Here is a 17,089-nt window from a genome sequence, read left to right as displayed (position 1 = left end):
GACAAATATGCAGAGATCAAAACCTACTTTTTGGATAGAAAAAATATAAATATCGACGAGGTTAAAAAATATTATTTGCCTTAAATTCGTATCGTCAATAATGAGAAGTCCGCAAAATTTAGCTTAAACAAGCGTTGGCTACTTATCTTGAAAAATAAAATTTTATGAACAACTTTAACTCGCTGCGGCGCAAATTTTGCTAGATTTCGCTCGGTAAATTTGAGTCAAATTTACTCGGATCAAATAAATTTAGTCTTTCGCACCTCTTACTCTCAAAATCGTGCAGGTTAAATTGAAAACAAAAGCCTGTCAGCCTAGCTATATACGCTCAAATTCGTTTAAATTTATTCGCCTCTTGGTTTGGGTAAGTCAAATTTGAAACCAAATTCGGCTCGGGTTGCTTTGGGCGGATTAAAGCCGGAGCCCAGGCCGAGCATGCCTCGCTCGAATTTAGCCCAAATTTACCTGCCGCCTAAGCTTTTGCGGATCAAATTTAGCCCAAATTTAACCCGCGCAGATTTGCTATTTTCCGTCTTTTTGCTTTTGCGCCAGCTCGATGTAGTAGTCGATCTGTTCGCGTTTTAGGATGCGGATGAAGTTCGTGCTGCCCGCGACTCCCGCAGGATAGCCGGCCGTCATGATATAGGACTTGTCGCGGCTAACAAATCCCAGCTCGGAGGCTTTTTTGATGGAGTTTGCCACGAGTAGATTAAGGTCGTCTCTACCCAGCACGAAAGCCGGTGTCACGCCCCACGCCAGCGTGAGCTGATGGGCGGTCTCCTCGTCGTGCGTGATAGCGATGATGTCTTTATTTGCGCGGTATCTGGCCATCTTTAGAGCCGATTTGCCGGAGCTTGTTATCGAGATGATGCTTTCTACGTCCAGCTGTACGGCCAGCCTAGCCGAGCTAGCCGCGACCACGTCTATGTCGTCGTAGCGCTCGAATTTATCGAATTTATTAAACGGATAAATTTGTTGCGTCTGGACGATGGTGTTTCGCATCGCCTGCACGACGGCGACCGGGTTTTTGCCGATAGCGCTTTCTTCGCTTAGCATCACGGCGTCCGTGCCGTCTAGCACGGCATTTGCCACGTCGCTGATTTCCGCTCTAGTCGCCGTTTCGTGTTCGGCCATGCTTAGCATCATTTGCGTGGCGGTGATGACCGGTTTTGAGGCTTCGTTGGCCTTTTTGATGATGAGTTTTTGGATGGTCGGCACCTTATAGTATGGCACCTCGATACCCAGATCTCCGCGCGCGACCATCACGCCGTCGCTAGCCTCTATGATCTCGTCTATGTTTTCTACGGCGTCGAATTTTTCTATTTTTGCGTAAATTTTAGCCCGCGAACCGAAATTTTCTAAAATCTCGCGCGCTTTTACGATATCGTTTGCGTTTTGCACGAAAGAAATAGCGACGAAATCTACGCCGTTAGCCGCGCCAAATCTCATATCCTCGCGGTCTTTTGGCGTGATGACGTCGATGTTGATTTTGGTGTTGGGGAAATTTACGCCTTTATTGGAGTTTAGCGTCCCGTCGTTTTCGATGCGCGCTAGCACCGCTTCGTCTTTTTTGCCGCTGCCCGCGCGCTCTACTTTGGCCCTGATGGAGCCGTCGTAGAGGTAGATGTATTCGCCCTCTTTTAAAAGCGGTAAAATTTGAGGCTGATTTATGCTTAGTTTGTAGCCGTTTTCGCCCGTTTTTTCGCCTAAGATTTCATCTTTATACACTTCAAGCGCATCGCCGGCTTTTAGCCCAAAGGGCTCTTTTAGCTTGCCGACCCTTATTTTTGGGCCGCAGATATCTTGAAATATACCGATCGGGCGCCCGATTTTGGCTTCGACGCGTCTGATTTTTTCGATAGTTTCTTTATGGTACTCGTGCGAACCGTGGCTGAAATTTAGCCTAAACGCGTTTACGCCAGCAAGCGCTAACTGCTCGATGATCTCTTCGCTTTGGCTTGATGGGCCGATAGTGGCTAGGATTTTAGTTTTTTTCGTCAAATTCGATCCTTTTGTTAAAGTGCTTCATTTTACATCAAATTTGAAAATAAATTTACGTTTTTTCGGGTAAAGAAGAAAATTTAATATTTTTAAAGCGGCTTTAAATTTGCTTAAGTATAATCGCTAAAACTATTTTTAAGGAGCAAAAATGAAAAAGTTTTTAGCACTCTTAGCCGTTTTTGGCTTAGCGCTTGGTGCAAATGCCGCGGACAAGACCTACAAGCTAAAGCTAGCTAGCACTTGGGAGGGCACTACGCCTGTTTTGGGCGATGCGGCGAAAGAATTTAAGCGCGTCGTCGAGACGCTAAGCGACGGTAGGCTAGAGGTTAGGATAGACTATCCCTCTAAGCACAAATCCCCATTTGGTATCCTAGATTTTGTAAAAGGCGGCCAGTACGACATCGGCTACACGGCGTCTTACTACTACAAGGGTAAGGACGCAAACACTATGTTTTTTACCGCCGTGCCTTTTGGTATGACTGCAGGCGAACTACGCGCATGGTATGAGTTTGGCGGCGGCAAGCAGCTAGAGGAAAAAGTTTACGATAAATACAACATCAAAGTTTTCCTTGCGGGGGATACTGGCACGCAAATGGGCGGTTGGTTTAAAAAAGAGATCAAAAGCGTAGATGATCTAAAAGGCCTAAAGATCAGGATCCCTGGCTTTGGCGGCGAGGTTATGGCGCGCGTGGGAGCGACGATAAACACGATCCCGACCGGCGAGCTATACATGGCGCTAGAGATGGGTACGATAGACTCGGTCGAGTGGGTGAGCCCTGCGTTTGATATGGGTCTTGGCTTTCACAAGATCGCTAAATACTACTACACCGGCTGGCAAGAGCCGAGCGGCCAGACTCAGTTTTTCGTAAACAAAAAGACTTACGAGAAGCTGCCTGCCGACCTTCAGGCTGTGATCGAGGCCGCGGCTAACGAGGTAGCCAGCATGCTAAATACGCGCTCGTTCTTTGATAATGCAGAATACTGGGCAAAGATGAAAGCGGAGTATCCTGATATCGAGGTTCGCTCGTTCCCTCAGGACGTCATGGACGCGCTTAGAAAAGCAAGCGACGAAATCCTAGACGAGGAGGCGGCGAAAGATCCGCTATTTAAGGAGATTTTGGACTCTCAAAGAGCATTTTTGGCTAAAGCTCGCGAGTGGACGAAAATTTCCGAGTTCTCGTATATCCAAAAAACTACAAAATAACCTCTCGTCGCCCCGTTTTAACGGGGCGACTATCCTTTTTAGTTTTGCGTTTTTAATCTTTTGCTATTTCGTATGCGCACTTTTGCGCCGTCTAGTAGCGGACATTTTGACACGGTATTTGGGATTAGATTTTAGCTTGCGGTTTTACGGACGTTTGATTTGCTTTGAGTTTTTATGTTAAATCGCGATAAATTTACGGCTTTGCCGCGTATTTGGTTAAACCTTGTGCCGCGTAAACGACTCGGCTTAGAGCGGGTATTAAATTTGATTTGCTAGATTTGGATTATTTTTGCGGCGCTTTGGCTAGGATTTTTGGGCGTTGAGAGATTAAATTTTGATTGCCGCGCGGGTTTGGTTTTAGCCTCGCTCGGGTAAAGCAGCCGCCTAGTAAATTTAAGCCAAAGCCCCGCTTGGTACTTGCTGATTTAAACGACTCGCATTTCTTTGCGTTGGCGTAGCCGCAGATTAGTAAATTTACGCTCGTTAAGCTGAAATTTAACGCCGCCGCTAAGTAAGGCTAAAACGCGGACAAGACAAACCGCAGCTGTTTTATTTTGGGATTTGCTAGCGTTTTGCAGGTCGTTTGTCCGTAAAAATCCAAACTCGCGAGTTAAATTTACTCGCCGTCCGCGACGACTCTTTTTATCCCAAAATCAGCTAAAGATTAAATTTAAACAGCAAACTCGGCAGGGCGAAACTCGAATTTAGAAATCTTACGACCGCGCGGCGGTAAATTTAACTTTGGCGAAGTGGGCGGACGAAAATAAACCGGCAAGTACGGGTTGCGTGCTTAAATCACGCGAGGCTTAGATACAAATTTATCGCCAAATTCGGCGCGCCGCGGCTAAAATTTGCGCTAAACGGCACGCGGCAAACCTAGGCGATACGCGGACGGCTTACTTAGAGTCGCTTAAATTTAAATGAGACGTAGACGAACTTCGCAAAACCTCGCCCGAAAATTTACAGTCGCTAGCGGCTTGGCCGAGTTTGTCTGTTTTAGGAAAGCCAAGCGCAAATTTAACGGCGCAAATAAAATCGCGAGATTAAAGACTAAATTTTTAAGAGTTTGATACCGAATTTTGCGAGGCGTCACCGGTAAATTTATAGCTCGGTTCTACTATCAAGCGCTTTCATAAGCGAGAGAAGGTCGATGTTTTCGAGATTTACGCCTGTGGGTACGCCTTGGGCTATCTTGCTAAATTTAACGCCCAAATCGCTTAGCTTGTCTTCGATAAAGACCATCACCGCGTCGCTGCTAAGTCCCGGCGTTAGCGCGAAGATAATCTCGGTTACGCCGTTTTGGCGGATGATTTCGCGTAGTTTTTCGGTTTGCGTCTGCGTTATCTCTTCTAGCACGAAGTAGCGACCTCGGTATATCGCGCTTTGCTCAAAAACCAGGATATCTTTTGGACTTTCGACGACGGCTAGTAGCTCACTGTCGCGAGTTTCGTCGCTGCAAACGTCGCAAATCTCATCCTCGCTAAGCCCGCCGCAAATTTGACATTTACCCGTAAATCTTACGGCGTCTTCGATGCTTTGGGCTAGTTTTAGTCCGCCTAAGTTATCTTTTAAGCAGACGTGATAGGCGTAGCGCTGGGCCGATTTTTTACCCACGCCCGGTAACCGCTCGAAGGCCGCGACTAGTTCATTAAATTTCTCAAGCCCCTTTTTCAACGCTTTCCTTCTTCAACGTTTTCTTTCGGCTTGGTGCAGATTTTAAACGCGTGGTAGCCGTCTTCGTAGGAGTATTTTAGGCTAAATTTATGCATCTGGCAGATGTGGTCGATGATGTAGAGGCCTAGCCCCATGCCGCCGCTTTTGTTGTCTTTTTCTCGGATAAAGGCTTGCAAATAATACTCGATGGGCTTTTGTAGCGGCTCGCCGAGATTTTTTACGACGATGCCGTCTTTGTCGCAGATAACCTGCGCCTTTTTGTCGTCGGCGTATTTTAGCGCGTTATCGATGAGGTTTTTGATCGCTAGCGAAAATAGCGCGAAATCTACGCGCAGTAAGACGTCTTGCCTGATATCGACGCTCACTTTTTCTTCGAATTTTTCCATCATCAGCATATCGCGCGCCTGTTCTAAGATATTTGAAAAGTAGGATTCTTGATAGTTTAGCGCGTAGCTTTTAGATAGTAGCTGCTCGATCTTGCCAAACTCGTTTATGAGCATATCGAGCCGCTCAAATATCGCTATCAGGCGGCTTTTTTGCGTTTGGCTCTGTACCATTTCCGATACTATGCGGCCTTTGCCGATAGGCGTTTTTAGTTCGTGCATTATCGTGCGCAAAAAAAGCTGGCGCGAGCGAATCAGCTCTTTTATCTTGCTGGCTGCGGCGTCAAATTCTATCGCGACTTTGGCTATTTCGTCGTTGGAGTCGGGTTTGGCTATATTTACGTCCATATTTCCGGCGCCGAATTTTCTGATGTCGGAGCTTAATTTTTTTAGCGGCATTAGCGAGTTCATAACCGAAACGTAAAGCGATACTAAAAGCGCCGTCGTGAGGATAAAGCCCACCCATATCGGGTCGTTTATGTTTTTAGCGTCGTCGCTTTCGAGTAAAATTTGAAACGACGTGTTTTTGATATGCAGATAAAGTCCGTCCTGAAAAAGCAGCGACTGAAAAAGCCCCAGCGGGGTTTGTTTGGCGAAGACTACTTTGCCGCCGTTTGTGATGTCGGCGGCAAATTTATCGTTTTTAACGTAGGTAAGCCCGAAATTTTTAAAATAAACCGTCAAATCGCTAGGAGGATTTGATTTTTCAAACGATGCGACGAGATAGTTTATCGCGCTTAGCTGCTTTTGCTTTATCTTGTCTAGCGTATTATCTAGCTGGATGCTGGCAAAAGTATAAAACAAAACGCAAACTAGCGTCAGCGCGATGGCGAAAACTACCGAAATTTTCGTCGTTAAGGAGTATCTCATCCTATGAGTTTATAGCCTATGCCGCGTACCGAAAATATATGCTTAGGCGCTTTTGAGCTATCGCCGATCTTTGTTCTTAGTCTGCCGATGATGACGTCTAAGCTTTTTGAGTCCTTATCTTTTAAGCTTTTGCAGTTATAAACAAGCTGCTCCCTGGATACCGAAAAGCTGTGTTGCTTTATGAGATAGCTTAAAATTTCATATTCTGCCGGCGTTAGCGTGAGGCTTTCGTTATTGTAGTAGATCTCGTGCCTGCGCTCGTCTATCCTAAACAGCGTCTCGACTGCCTCTTCTTGCACTTCGTTGCTCTTTTTGTAGCGGCGGATTAGGCTCATTATGCGCGCGTACATCTCTTTTGGATCGTAAGGCTTTGGCAAATAATCGTCCGCGCCGAGCTGTAAACCAACTACCTTATCGCTGATGTCGCTTCGAGCCGAGGAGATGATGATAGGGATGTTGTATTTGCTGCGAATTTCTTTGCAAACCTCAAGCCCGTCCATACCGGGTAGCGTAAGGTCTAGGATAAGTAAATCGAAATTTTTAATCCCGGCGCTTAGTCCTAGATACGGGTCTTCGAAATTTGTTACTTTGATATTAAAATCGCTCAAATACTCGGATAGAATTTGCGCGAATTCCGGATCGTCTTCAATCATTAAAACATTAATCATTTTAGGCCTTTCAGTATAGATTTAGCGAAAATGATTATAACCAAAAAATGTTAAATTTTCGTCTAAATTTACTAATCTCGTTTAAAATTCTCCCTTACTTTGAAATTTTAGAAATAATAAGCTAAAATCGCCCCTTTAAATATATAAATTTTAGGAGATTTTGTGGAAATAGACTACTACGAAATTTTAGAAATCAGCAAAAATAGCGACTCCGAAACCATAAAAAAAGCATTTAGAAAGCTTGCCCTAAAGTATCATCCGGACCGCAATCAAGGAGATAAAGACGCCGAAGAAAAATTTAAAAAAGTAAACGAAGCCTATCAGGTGCTAGGCGACGAGCAAAAGCGCGCGATATACGATAGATACGGCAAGGCCGGGCTTGAGGGTAGGGGTGGATTTAGTTCTGCCGGATTTGGCGCGGATATCGATCTGGGCGATATATTTAACTCGTTTTTCGGCGGCGGATTTAGATCAAGCTCTCAAAGCCGTAAAAGAAGCATCGACAAGTACCCGCTTGATTTGGAAATAGCTTTAAAGATAAAATTTAACGAAGCGGTTTTCGGTGCAGAAAAAGAGGTAGAATTTACGATAAAAAAACCGTGTAAAACCTGCAAAGGCACGGGCTCTAAAGACGGCAAAACGCACATTTGCCCGCACTGCGAGGGTAGAGGGCGTATAGTGCAGCAAAGAGGATTTATGAGCTTTGCGCAGGAGTGTCCGTATTGCGGCGGTAGCGGCGAGACCGTTAGCGACAAGTGCGGCGAATGCGACGGCAGCGGATACAAAGAGGAGCGCCAAAACGTCAAGATAAACGTCCCCGAAGGCATCGACGACGGGATGCGTATGCGCGTAAGCGGTAAGGGTAACGTCTCCGTAGACGAGAGTAGGGGCGATTTATACGTATATATCGAGGTTGAGCCCGACGAGCGCTTTGTGCGCCACGAAAACGACGTTTATATCGAGATTCCGGTATTTTTCACGCAAGCTATCCTGGGTGAGACGGTCACGATACCGACGCTAAAAGGCACGACCGAGCTAAAGCTGCCCGTGGGCGCAAAAGATAAGCAGCAGTTCGTATTTGATGGGCTTGGGGTAAAAAACGTAAATACCAAGCGCTACGGCAGGCTTGTAGCGCAAATCGCGATAAAAACGCCAAAAGAGCTAAACGAAGAGCAAATTTCTCTGCTACGAAAGCTACAAGAAAGCTTCGGCGTACAAAGCGGCGAAGCGATGCATGAAGAGGACGAAGGCATTTTTGATAAGATAAAAGGTTGGTTTAAGGGCGAAGAAGAGGGCGATAAAAAAAGCAAAAAAAAGGGCAAAAAGGCGTAAATTTAGCCTGAACTGCCTGCCTATTTATTTGGATTTTGCTTTGATTTTTTAACGGCTAGGGCGATAAAAGCTTTACCGCGCAAGCTCGTTTGGGATTTAAATCCGGTGCAAAATTTACGAGTCTAATTTTTATTTTTCGGCCTTTTGCGCGCACCTAGGATTTTGACGTCTAACTGATTGATTTGCGTAGCGCTTGGACGGATTTGGCGTTAGATTACCAGCTTGCTTAAATTTAGTTTTTTGATCGCGCTTTTGGCCGCCGTCTTTGCTAGCTACGGCACGGCAAAAACCTCCTTGTTTAAGCGCGTAAATTTACCGGTTCGTATCAAAACTAATGGTCTTTTGGGGCTAAATTTAACGAACGCATGGAGGTAACGGTGAGAAAAATTGTATTTTTAGTCTTTTTTACGGTTTTTGTTTTGGGCGCGAGCGAGCTCGATTTGGCAGAGGACAAAGCGCCTTGCGACGCAAACGGACTGCAAAAAAGCTGCGACGCGGGCGATTTTGAGAGCTGCGACAACTTAGGCCTTGCCTATATCGGTATCAAGCTTGAGGAGTGCGACCTGGACAAAAACTACAAAAAGGCATTCGCGCTGTTTAAAAAGGCGTGCGACGGGGAGTACGTGCGAGCCTGCGTAAATTTGGGCGTAGCGTATCGCAAAGGCGAAGGGGTTAAAAAGGATGAACCAAAGGCCGCCAAGCTCTATAAAAAAGCCTGCGATAGCGGCTATTTGCTAGGTTGCGCAAATTTAGGCTCGCTTTACGAGCAGGGACTCGGCGTCAAAAAAGACGCACAAAAAGCGGGCGAAATCTGGCGCAAGGCCTGCGAAGCAAAGGACGGGATGTCGTGCTTTAATCTGGGTGTACTCTACTACAACGCGATGCTCGGCGAAAAAGACGTGGCTCGCGCAAAAAACTATCTGCAAAAGGCGTGCGCCTACGGCTGGAATGAGGGCTGCGAAGCGGCAGAAGCGATAGAAAAAGCGGCAAAACGCTAAATTTGCCGAAGCAGGCCTTGGCGGCGGCGCGTAATTTAAATTTGCGCTACGTAATCGCTCGCGTAAATTTTAGGTTTAGCGCAAAAATTTGATCGCTTTTTGTGTCAAATTTGACGGATTGATTCGCAAATAACCGCGGCGAAATTTACCCAAAAGCGGCGAGTTAAATTTGCTCTTTCAAATTTAACGAAAACAAATGCGACAAATTTGGCTCAAATTTTATAAAACAAGCCCCAAATTTCATCAAATTTCACTCTCTTTTAGCTGCTCGATTTTAGCCGCTACGCTCCTATTCGTGACCTTTTCGATCTCCTCGCTCGTTGCGGTCATTATAGCTTCAAAGCTACCGTAAAATTTGACGAGCTTTGCGATACTACCCGCCGATACGCCCGCGTCTGCTAGCTTGCTAGCGCCCAGATCCTCCTTGCGCTTGGTTTTTTGATGAAAGGTAATGGCAAATCGGTGCGCCTCGTCGCGAAGTCGCTGGAAAAACTGTAGTCGTCTGTCGCCCGTTGGTAGCGTAAAAACGCCGCCGCTAGCGTAAATTTTATCTCTCGCGCCGCCTTTTGCGCGGTGGGCTTTGGCATCTATTTTTTCTTTTGAGATGGCGAGTATATCGACGTTTGCGCCGCTGCTAGCGATGATATCCGTAGCAAGATCCAGTAGCGCCTGACCGCCGTCGATGAGCCAGAGATCGGGCGGACTAAGCTTGTCAAACCGCAAAGCGCGCTCTGTGAGCATCTGGCGCATCTGATCGTAGTCGTTTGCGTGAGAGAGGTGCATGTGGCGGTAGTGCTCTTTGGCGAAGCTTCCGCGCTCAAAGCGCACCATCGCGCCGACCGCGGCCGCGCCGAACATATGCGAGTTGTCAAAGGTCTCGATAACGTGCGGCGCGCAGGCTAGGCCGAAATACTCCTTTAGCTCGTCCAAAAACGCGTCATCGTGGGTTTTTAGGTACTTTTGGATAAAGACTTGCGCGTTTGTTAGAGCCATCTCGCAGATACGCTTTTTCTCGCCGATTTTAGGCACGGATATGCTAAATTTGCGGCCGTGGCGAGCGGTTAAAATCTCCTCTACGAGGCTTGCGTCTTCAAAGGCTTCTAGCGCGTAAATTTTCGCGCTCACGACGGGCGCGCCCACAGGAAAGCTCTCTAAAACTATTTGCTTATACGCATCGTTTAGGTCGCCTTGTGAACTCATTTTGGCGTTCGTGATATTTTGATACACGCCGCTGATCTTGCCGCCGTGCACGCTAAAACGCACCGCGCAAAGCAAATTTTGCTCCGCGCCCACGGCAAAAACCTCAAAGTCCTCAAGCTTGGCTAGATCGACCTCGATTTTGACGTCCAGATCCTTGATCGCATTGATCTTATCGCGCACGAGGGCGGCTTGCTCGTAGTTTTCGTTTTGGGCGTATTTGTTCATCAAATTTACGAGCTTTGGCAGCATAGAAAGCGGATTGTTTAGCGCCGCGATCGCGCCCTCTACGACCTTGGCGTAGTCTGCGGGCGAAATTTTGCTGATGAGAGGGGCCTCGGAGTAACCGATCTGATAGGGCAGATAGGCACCCGTGGCTTTGAGCGCGCTTTTGCTCTGCACGAGTTTAAAGCTCAGTCTCAGCGCATCCAAAAGCTCGCGCGCACCGCGAAAATACGGGCCGAAATACTTGATGTTTTTGCCTCGGACGATCTTGCGCGTGATCTCAAAGCGCGGGAAATCCTCGTCTAAATTTACGTAGATGTACGGGTAGGTCTTATCGTCGCGTAGCAAGATGTTGTATTTGGGCCTTAGCTGCTTGATGAAGGAGTTTTCCAGTATCAGCGCGTCAGCTTCGCTGGGAGTCACGATATACTCGAGGTGTACGGCCTCGCTGATCATCTTGTGGATGCGCGGGCCCAGCTTGGGCGAGGGGGCGAGACTTGGCGTAAATGAAAAGTAGCTTTTGACGCGGTTTTTTAAAATTTTAGCCTTGCCGACATAAAGCAGCTTGCCCGCCTTGTCGAAATACTGATAGACGCCGGGCTGGGCTGGCAGCGAGCGGATCTCGTCGATTAGCAAAATTTAGCTCCCGTTTGCAAATTTACGCTTTTACTTTGTGCGGTTAAATTTGACGAGGCTTGCGCCGCATGGTTTTTATAAATTAAAAGCCCTGCGCTTGCGTGCTTTGCGTCTAAATTTAGCTCTATTTTATCTTGCTTCATCGCGCCCCGCTTGATTCTTTGGCTAAATTTTGCTTTATGGCAAGGCGGATCTTTTCAAATCCTTCAAAAATCCGCTCGCTTTTGGCTAAATTTACAAACTCGCCTTTAGCAGGCTCGGTGTAGGTAAAAATTCGTTTTTTTTCGTATGGGTCGGTCGCTTTTTTAAATTTTAAATGCTTTGTCACAAAAAATTTAACGTCCGTTACGCGAGCGAGCCTGCCGTCAAAATTTACGCTAGAATAGATTTTTAATAAGCCTTTTAACATTTTTATACTACTATCGCTTTTTAATTCCTGAAGTCCTAACGGATGAAACAGGGCGAAAAACAAAACGCCGTTTTTCTCGTAGCAAAAGGCGATGAGTCTGCGATGATTTAGGCTTAAAAGCCGTAAAAATTCCCCGCATTCGCTACGGTTTTTTAACTCTTTATAAAAAGGATTATCAACAATATGTCGAATAATAGTCTTAGCGTCTTTCATAAGGCGATTTTAGCATTTTTTTTGTTAATTTTTATAGCAGGCTGCGGCCACAAGGGCGATCCGTTCTACGAAGAACCGTCTGAGCCCTCAAACAGCAAAACCGAAAAGATAAATAAACTATAAATCAAGGAGAGTAAATGAAGATCGTCGGACTTCTGGGTCTGTTTTTCGCGCTTGCTTTCGGTAGCGGCGACGCTGCGGGCGAGGCGTTAAATTTAACGACTACGTGGGTGGGTATAGCATGCCTCATTATTTTCGTCGTGGGATATTTTTTCATCGCTACGGAGGAAAATTTTCATATGGATAAGGCCAAGCCGGCCATATTTATCGGCACTTTTATGTTCTTGCTCATCGGCTTTTATATGCTGGCAAACGGCCTAGACGTGCATTCGTTGCAAAATGAGGTAAATCACCTAATTTTAGAGATTTCGCAGATCGTATTTTTCCTCATGGTCGCGATGACTTATATCGAGGCGCTTATAGAGCGGGACGTGTTTAACGCGCTAAAATACAACCTCGTCTCAAAGGGCTACACGTATAAAAAGCTATTTTGGCTAACGGGCATTTTGGCGTTTTTTATTAGCCCAGTCGCCGACAATCTAACTACCGCTCTTATCCTTTCTACCGTTCTTTTAACGATAGATAAAAATAACGTAAATTTCCTAGTCGCTGGAGCGATAAATATCGTCGTAGCCGCAAATGCTGGCGGCGCGTGGAGTCCGTTCGGCGATATAACGACTCTGATGGCTTGGGCTGCGGGCAAGGCTCCGTTTATCGACTTTTTCGCGCTTTTCCCGGCTTCGTTTATCGGCTGGCTGGTTACGGCGTTTTTGCTAGCGCGCGTCGTGCCTGAGGGTAGTCCGCACTTTGACCCTGCGACAGAGCCGAAAGTAAGCATCAAAAAAGGCGGCAAAGTCGTCATTGGACTTGGCGCATTTACGATATTTTCGGCCGTTATGATGCACCAGCTTTTCCACCTACCTGCGATGTGGGGCATGATGTTTGGTTTCTCGCTTCTTAGCCTTTACACCTACATCTACAAAAAAACTAATAAAAACGAAGAGCCTATGCACGTCTTTCACTATATGTCAAAGATCGAAAACAACACGCTTTTCTTCTTCTTCGGTATCCTTGCCGCCGTGGGCGCGTTGCATTTCGTCGGATTTTTGAACTACGCCGTTTCGCTTTACGATAAATTCGGCGCCACTGCCGTAAATATCGGCGTGGGCTTCCTATCTGCTATCGTGGATAACGTCCCCGTTATGTCTGCCGTGCTAAAAGCAAATCCTATGATGGGCGCAGATGCGGGCGAGAGCTTAAGCCAGTGGCTACTAGTTACCTTGACTGCCGGTATCGGCGGCTCGATGATTAGCTTTGGTTCGGCAGCCGGCGTAGGCGTAATGGGCAAACTAAAGGGCATCTATACCTTCGGCGCGCACATGAGGCTCGCTTGGACTGTATTAGTCGGCTACGTCGTATCCGTGGCGATTTGGTACGTACAGTTTGAAATTTTGCATTTATATTTTTAAAGGGCAATCATGAATAACACGATAATAGTTTTGGATTTTGGTTCGCAATACACCCAGCTAATCGCTAGACGCTTGCGCGAACAGGGCGTTTATACCGAAATTTTGCCTTTTAACGTCAAGGTTGAGGAAATCAAAGCAAAAAAGCCAAAAGGCATAATCCTAAGCGGCGGGCCTGCTAGCGTTTATGCTCCTGATGCGTATTTTTGCGACGAGGGCGTATTTAAGCTAAAGCTACCGATTTTAGGCATTTGCTACGGTATGCAGCTTTTGGCGCACAAATTCGGCGCCCAGGTCGCTCCGGCCTCCCACAAGGAGTACGGCAAGGCCGAGCTAACCGTCACTAAGGCGCACCGACTTTTTACCGATTTACCCCAAAAACAGATCGTCTGGATGAGCCACTCCGACTTCGTAAAAAATTTACCAAACGGCTTTGAGGCGTTGGCGACGAGCGAAAATTCGCCCTATTGCGTATTTGGCGACGACACGCGCAAATTTTACGCTTTGCAGTTTCATCCAGAGGTGCAGCACAGCGAGTTTGGTACTCAAATCTTAAAAAATTTCGCCAAATATATCTGCGACTGCGAAAGCACGTGGAACATGGGTAGCTTTGCTAAAACCCAGATCGTTAAAATCAAAGAAACGGTCGGCAACAAAAAAGTCCTTTGCGCCGTTAGCGGAGGCGTAGATAGCTCCGTCACCGCCGCGCTTTTGGCCGCTGCGATACCACAAAATTTGATCCTAGTTTTCGTCGATAACGGACTGCTTAGAACTGGCGAGCGCGAGCAGGTCGAGGCGACTTTTAGAACCAAGCTTGGCGTAGAGCTAGTTAGCATAGATGCGAGTAAAACTTTCCTAGAAAGGCTTGCCGGCGTAACCGATCCGGAGAAAAAGCGCAAGATAATCGGCGAAACTTTTATAGAAATTTTTGAAAAAGAGGCCAAAAAGCACGATAACGTCAAATTTTTAGCCCAAGGCACGCTCTATACCGACATCATCGAAAGCTCGGTCGTGGGATCTAGCAAGACGATCAAAAGCCACCACAACGTGGGCGGGCTACCTGATTGGATGAGCTTTGAGCTAATCGAGCCGCTACGAGAAATCTTTAAAGACGAGGTACGCCAATTAGGCCTTGAGCTTGGCCTTTCGCGCGAGCTCGTGTTTCGTCACCCGTTCCCCGGTCCTGGCCTTGCGATCCGCATAATGGGCGAGGTGAATACGCCCAGCCTCGAGCTGCTGCGCAAAGCCGACGTGATCCTGCGCGACGAGCTAAAATCAAGCGGCTGGTACAACAAAACGTGGCAAGCTTTCTGCGTGCTTTTAAACGTAAATTCAGTCGGCGTAATGGGCGACAATCGCACCTACGAAAACGCAGTGTGCGTGCGCGTAGTGGACGCTAGCGACGGCATGACGGCTAGTTTCTCGCGCCTGCCGTACGATCTGCTAGAAAACGTCTCTCGCCGCATCATAAACGAAGTAGACGGCATCAACCGCGTAGTTTACGACATATCGAGCAAACCGCCCGCAACGATAGAGTGGGAGTGAGAATATTGTTAAAATCCAGGTTGATATTATTGTTTGGCGTTTAGTGTTGATGGATTTTAGCTAATGGTAAGGAAAAAATATGAAACGATACAAAGCTATCGATTTTTTCTGTGGTGGTGGAGGTATGACTTGTGGGCTCCGCCAGGCAGGAATTTATGTTGTTGCCGGCATTGATTTTGATAAAGACGCAAAAGAAACATATGAATATAACAACAAAGGAAGTGTTTTTGTTTATTCGGATATTCGGAAATTAAAAATTGATTACTTTGAGCAGAACTTTCATATTAATCGCAATGATGATAACTTGATATTTGCGGGATGCAGCCCTTGCCAATTTTACAGCATAATCAATTCAGATAAGACCAACTCGCTACAATCTAAAGATTTATTAATGGATTTTGCTCGTTTTGTAGCATATTATACTCCAGGCTACATTCTTGTTGAAAATGTCCCTGGAATAATAACCAATAAAGATAGTGTCTTGCCGCGATTCCTTAGTGAGTTAAAAAAAATAGGCTACGAAAACATTATATATAAAGTAATTGATATGAGTCGTTACGGGATTCCTCAAAATAGGAGACGATTTTCATTAATAGCAACACGATTAAAAAATATGCGTATTTGTTTGCCGGTTGAGAGTACGGGAATGATTACTCTTGATAAAGTTATCGGTAAAAAAAATGGTTTTCCTGAAGTAAAAGCTGGATATCGAGATGATAGCGATTTTTATCATACGGTAGCAGGCTTAAGCGATAAAAGCTTAAGAAGACTGCAAAAAACCAGACATAACGGTGGAAGTAGGCTTGATTGGGCAAACGAAACAGACCTTCAACTAAAATGTTTTGTGGGTAAAGACGATAGTTTTAAAGATACATACGGACGCATGTGGTGGAATAGGCCGGCACCAACCATTACTACAAAATTTTTTAGTATTTCGAACGGGCGTTTCGGGCATCCTGAAGAAAACAGAGCTATCTCTATAAGAGAAGGAGCGACAATACAGACTTTCCCGGAAAATTATGTTTTTAAAACTACCAGCATAGCGGCAGCTGCAAAGTTGATTGGAAATGCTGTACCGCCTGAATATGCAAGACAATTGGGTGAAGCGATAAAGAAAACGGATTATAGTATATGAAGCAGCATTTTTCGATTACACCAAGGATTATTGCTCATTTTGGTGAAGATTTAATAAAAAACGAAAGTATAGCAATTCTTGAGTTGGTAAAAAATTCTTACGATGCCTGTGCAACAGAATGCAAGGTAGAATTTTATTCCCGAAATAAAGAATTGGAAAAGATTGTTATTTCCGATAATGGATTTGGAATGAATGCCAATATTGTAAAAAATGTTTGGCTTGTCGTGGGTACTAATCATAAAAAAAATGCAAAAAAAAATCAATGCGGACGTTATCCCTTAGGGGAAAAGGGCATAGGTAGATTAGGTGTGCATAAATTAGGCAAAAAAATCAGATTATTCTCAAAAACCATAAATGACAAAGAAGTTGAGTTATCGATAGACTGGACGGAATTGGAAAATGCTAAACAGATTGATGATTTTGATATTGATGTTATAGAAAATACGGTTCCAAAACAATATTCAAAAAATAATACAGGCACAACCATTATTATAGAAGAACTAAAATCAAAATGGGATAGAAGGCAGGTAAGGGAAATATATAGAAATTTATTATCCCTTAATAGTCCGTTTGCAGACAATAATGACTCTTTTAAGGTCGATATTTGGAGCAATGAAAATATTTTTGAAGGGCTACCGAAACTCGAGGATATTATCGCAAACGGCGGACTATATTTTGGTAGTTGTATTTTAAATGGTAATAGGATCAAAAAGTTTAATTATGAATTTCGACCATGGAGCTCATTGAATAAAATTGATGGGAGGAAATTAAATTTATCAAATTTAGGAGAGCAAGAATTATATCTCAAAGGACTAAAAGAAGAAGATGGGAAAAAAAAGTTGGTGGAATATGAGATTGATTTGGATGAACTGCAAATAGGAGAGATAGAGTTCGATATTATTATTTTTGAAAAAGATGCGGTTATTTTTAATTATGTAAATGCTGAAAAAAAAGTATTATCGATTATTTAAACGAAAACGGGGGAATAAGAGTATATAGAGATAATGTAAGGGTCTATGATTATGGTGAGCGAGACAACGATTGGCTTGGTATAGACTTAAAAAGAGTGCATA

At 45.3% G+C, this 17,089-nt stretch carries 14 protein-coding genes; 7 read left to right on the top strand and 7 right to left on the bottom strand.

Annotated features, from left to right (window positions below):
• Positions 1 to 522: 522 nt before the first annotated feature.
• Complete coding sequence (gene pyk / locus QZ157_RS04205) at positions 523 to 2,001, bottom strand: pyruvate kinase (RefSeq protein WP_295142224.1); 1,479 nt, start codon at positions 1,999 to 2,001, stop codon at positions 523 to 525.
• A 148-nt stretch (positions 2,002 to 2,149) separates the two neighbouring features.
• Here pyk and dctP point away from each other — a divergent pair, with 148 nt between their 5' ends.
• Positions 2,150 to 3,205, top strand: coding sequence for a TRAP transporter substrate-binding protein DctP (gene dctP, locus QZ157_RS04200; protein WP_295142221.1), 1,056 nt, complete (start codon positions 2,150 to 2,152; stop codon positions 3,203 to 3,205).
• 1,101 nt (positions 3,206 to 4,306) lie between these two features.
• Here dctP and recR read toward each other — a convergent pair.
• The 3 genes from recR to QZ157_RS04185 are packed head-to-tail and all read right to left on the bottom strand — an operon-like array spanning position 4,307 to position 6,800.
• Positions 4,307 to 4,879, bottom strand: a complete 573-nt coding sequence (gene recR, locus QZ157_RS04195) for a recombination mediator RecR (RefSeq protein ID WP_295142219.1) — start codon at positions 4,877 to 4,879, stop codon at positions 4,307 to 4,309.
• Positions 4,876 to 6,132: an ArsS family sensor histidine kinase gene (locus QZ157_RS04190; protein WP_295142216.1), complete on the bottom strand. Its 1,257-nt coding sequence runs from the start codon at positions 6,130 to 6,132 to the stop codon at positions 4,876 to 4,878. The genes recR and QZ157_RS04190 overlap by 4 nt, the downstream gene beginning before the upstream one ends.
• Positions 6,129 to 6,800: a response regulator transcription factor gene (locus QZ157_RS04185; protein WP_295142213.1), complete on the bottom strand. Its 672-nt coding sequence runs from the start codon at positions 6,798 to 6,800 to the stop codon at positions 6,129 to 6,131. Before QZ157_RS04185 ends, QZ157_RS04190 begins: the two co-directional genes overlap by 4 nt.
• A gap of 162 nt (positions 6,801 to 6,962) precedes the next feature.
• Between QZ157_RS04185 and dnaJ the strand changes: the two genes are divergently transcribed.
• Together dnaJ and QZ157_RS04175 are read left to right on the top strand one after the other, a co-directional pair.
• The gene (dnaJ, locus tag QZ157_RS04180; RefSeq protein WP_295142210.1) at positions 6,963 to 8,132 is read left to right on the top strand and encodes a molecular chaperone DnaJ; all 1,170 of its coding nucleotides are present in this window, start codon (positions 6,963 to 6,965) and stop codon (positions 8,130 to 8,132) included.
• A 377-nt stretch (positions 8,133 to 8,509) separates the two neighbouring features.
• Positions 8,510 to 9,130 (top strand): tetratricopeptide repeat protein, encoded by a 621-nt coding sequence (locus QZ157_RS04175; RefSeq protein ID WP_295142206.1) that lies wholly within the window; start codon positions 8,510 to 8,512, stop codon positions 9,128 to 9,130.
• Positions 9,131 to 9,373: 243 nt separating this feature from the next.
• Here QZ157_RS04175 and uvrC read toward each other — a convergent pair whose 3' ends face one another.
• Genes uvrC through QZ157_RS04160 form a run of 3 tightly spaced genes read right to left on the bottom strand, consistent with a single transcriptional unit; the run spans position 9,374 to position 11,810 of the window.
• Positions 9,374 to 11,188 (bottom strand): excinuclease ABC subunit UvrC, encoded by a 1,815-nt coding sequence (uvrC, locus tag QZ157_RS04170; RefSeq protein WP_295142203.1) that lies wholly within the window; start codon positions 11,186 to 11,188, stop codon positions 9,374 to 9,376.
• Positions 11,182 to 11,331, bottom strand: coding sequence for a hypothetical protein (locus tag QZ157_RS04165; protein WP_295142200.1), 150 nt, complete (start codon positions 11,329 to 11,331; stop codon positions 11,182 to 11,184). The genes uvrC and QZ157_RS04165 overlap by 7 nt, the downstream gene beginning before the upstream one ends.
• Positions 11,328 to 11,810, bottom strand: a complete 483-nt coding sequence (locus tag QZ157_RS04160) for a hypothetical protein (protein ID WP_295142198.1) — start codon at positions 11,808 to 11,810, stop codon at positions 11,328 to 11,330. The genes QZ157_RS04165 and QZ157_RS04160 overlap by 4 nt, the downstream gene beginning before the upstream one ends.
• A gap of 137 nt (positions 11,811 to 11,947) precedes the next feature.
• On the opposite strand from QZ157_RS04160, the gene nhaD reads away from it, so the two are divergent.
• The 4 genes from nhaD (at position 11,948) to QZ157_RS04140 (ending at position 16,987) form a co-directional block, all read left to right on the top strand.
• Positions 11,948 to 13,339, top strand: coding sequence for a sodium:proton antiporter NhaD (gene nhaD, locus QZ157_RS04155; RefSeq protein WP_295142195.1), 1,392 nt, complete (start codon positions 11,948 to 11,950; stop codon positions 13,337 to 13,339).
• Between the two features lie 9 nt (positions 13,340 to 13,348).
• Complete coding sequence (gene guaA, locus QZ157_RS04150; RefSeq protein ID WP_295142192.1) at positions 13,349 to 14,881, top strand: glutamine-hydrolyzing GMP synthase; 1,533 nt, start codon at positions 13,349 to 13,351, stop codon at positions 14,879 to 14,881.
• Between the two features lie 79 nt (positions 14,882 to 14,960).
• Complete coding sequence (locus QZ157_RS04145) at positions 14,961 to 16,016, top strand: DNA cytosine methyltransferase (RefSeq protein WP_295142190.1); 1,056 nt, start codon at positions 14,961 to 14,963, stop codon at positions 16,014 to 16,016.
• Positions 16,013 to 16,987 (top strand): ATP-binding protein, encoded by a 975-nt coding sequence (locus QZ157_RS04140; protein ID WP_295142187.1) that lies wholly within the window; start codon positions 16,013 to 16,015, stop codon positions 16,985 to 16,987. The genes QZ157_RS04145 and QZ157_RS04140 overlap by 4 nt, the downstream gene beginning before the upstream one ends.
• The last annotated feature ends 102 nt before the right edge of the window (positions 16,988 to 17,089 follow it).

The organism is uncultured Campylobacter sp., assembly GCF_905372745.1.
Taxonomy (GTDB): Bacteria; Campylobacterota; Campylobacteria; order Campylobacterales; family Campylobacteraceae; genus Campylobacter_A.
This window is presented reverse-complemented; position numbering and strand designations above follow the sequence as displayed.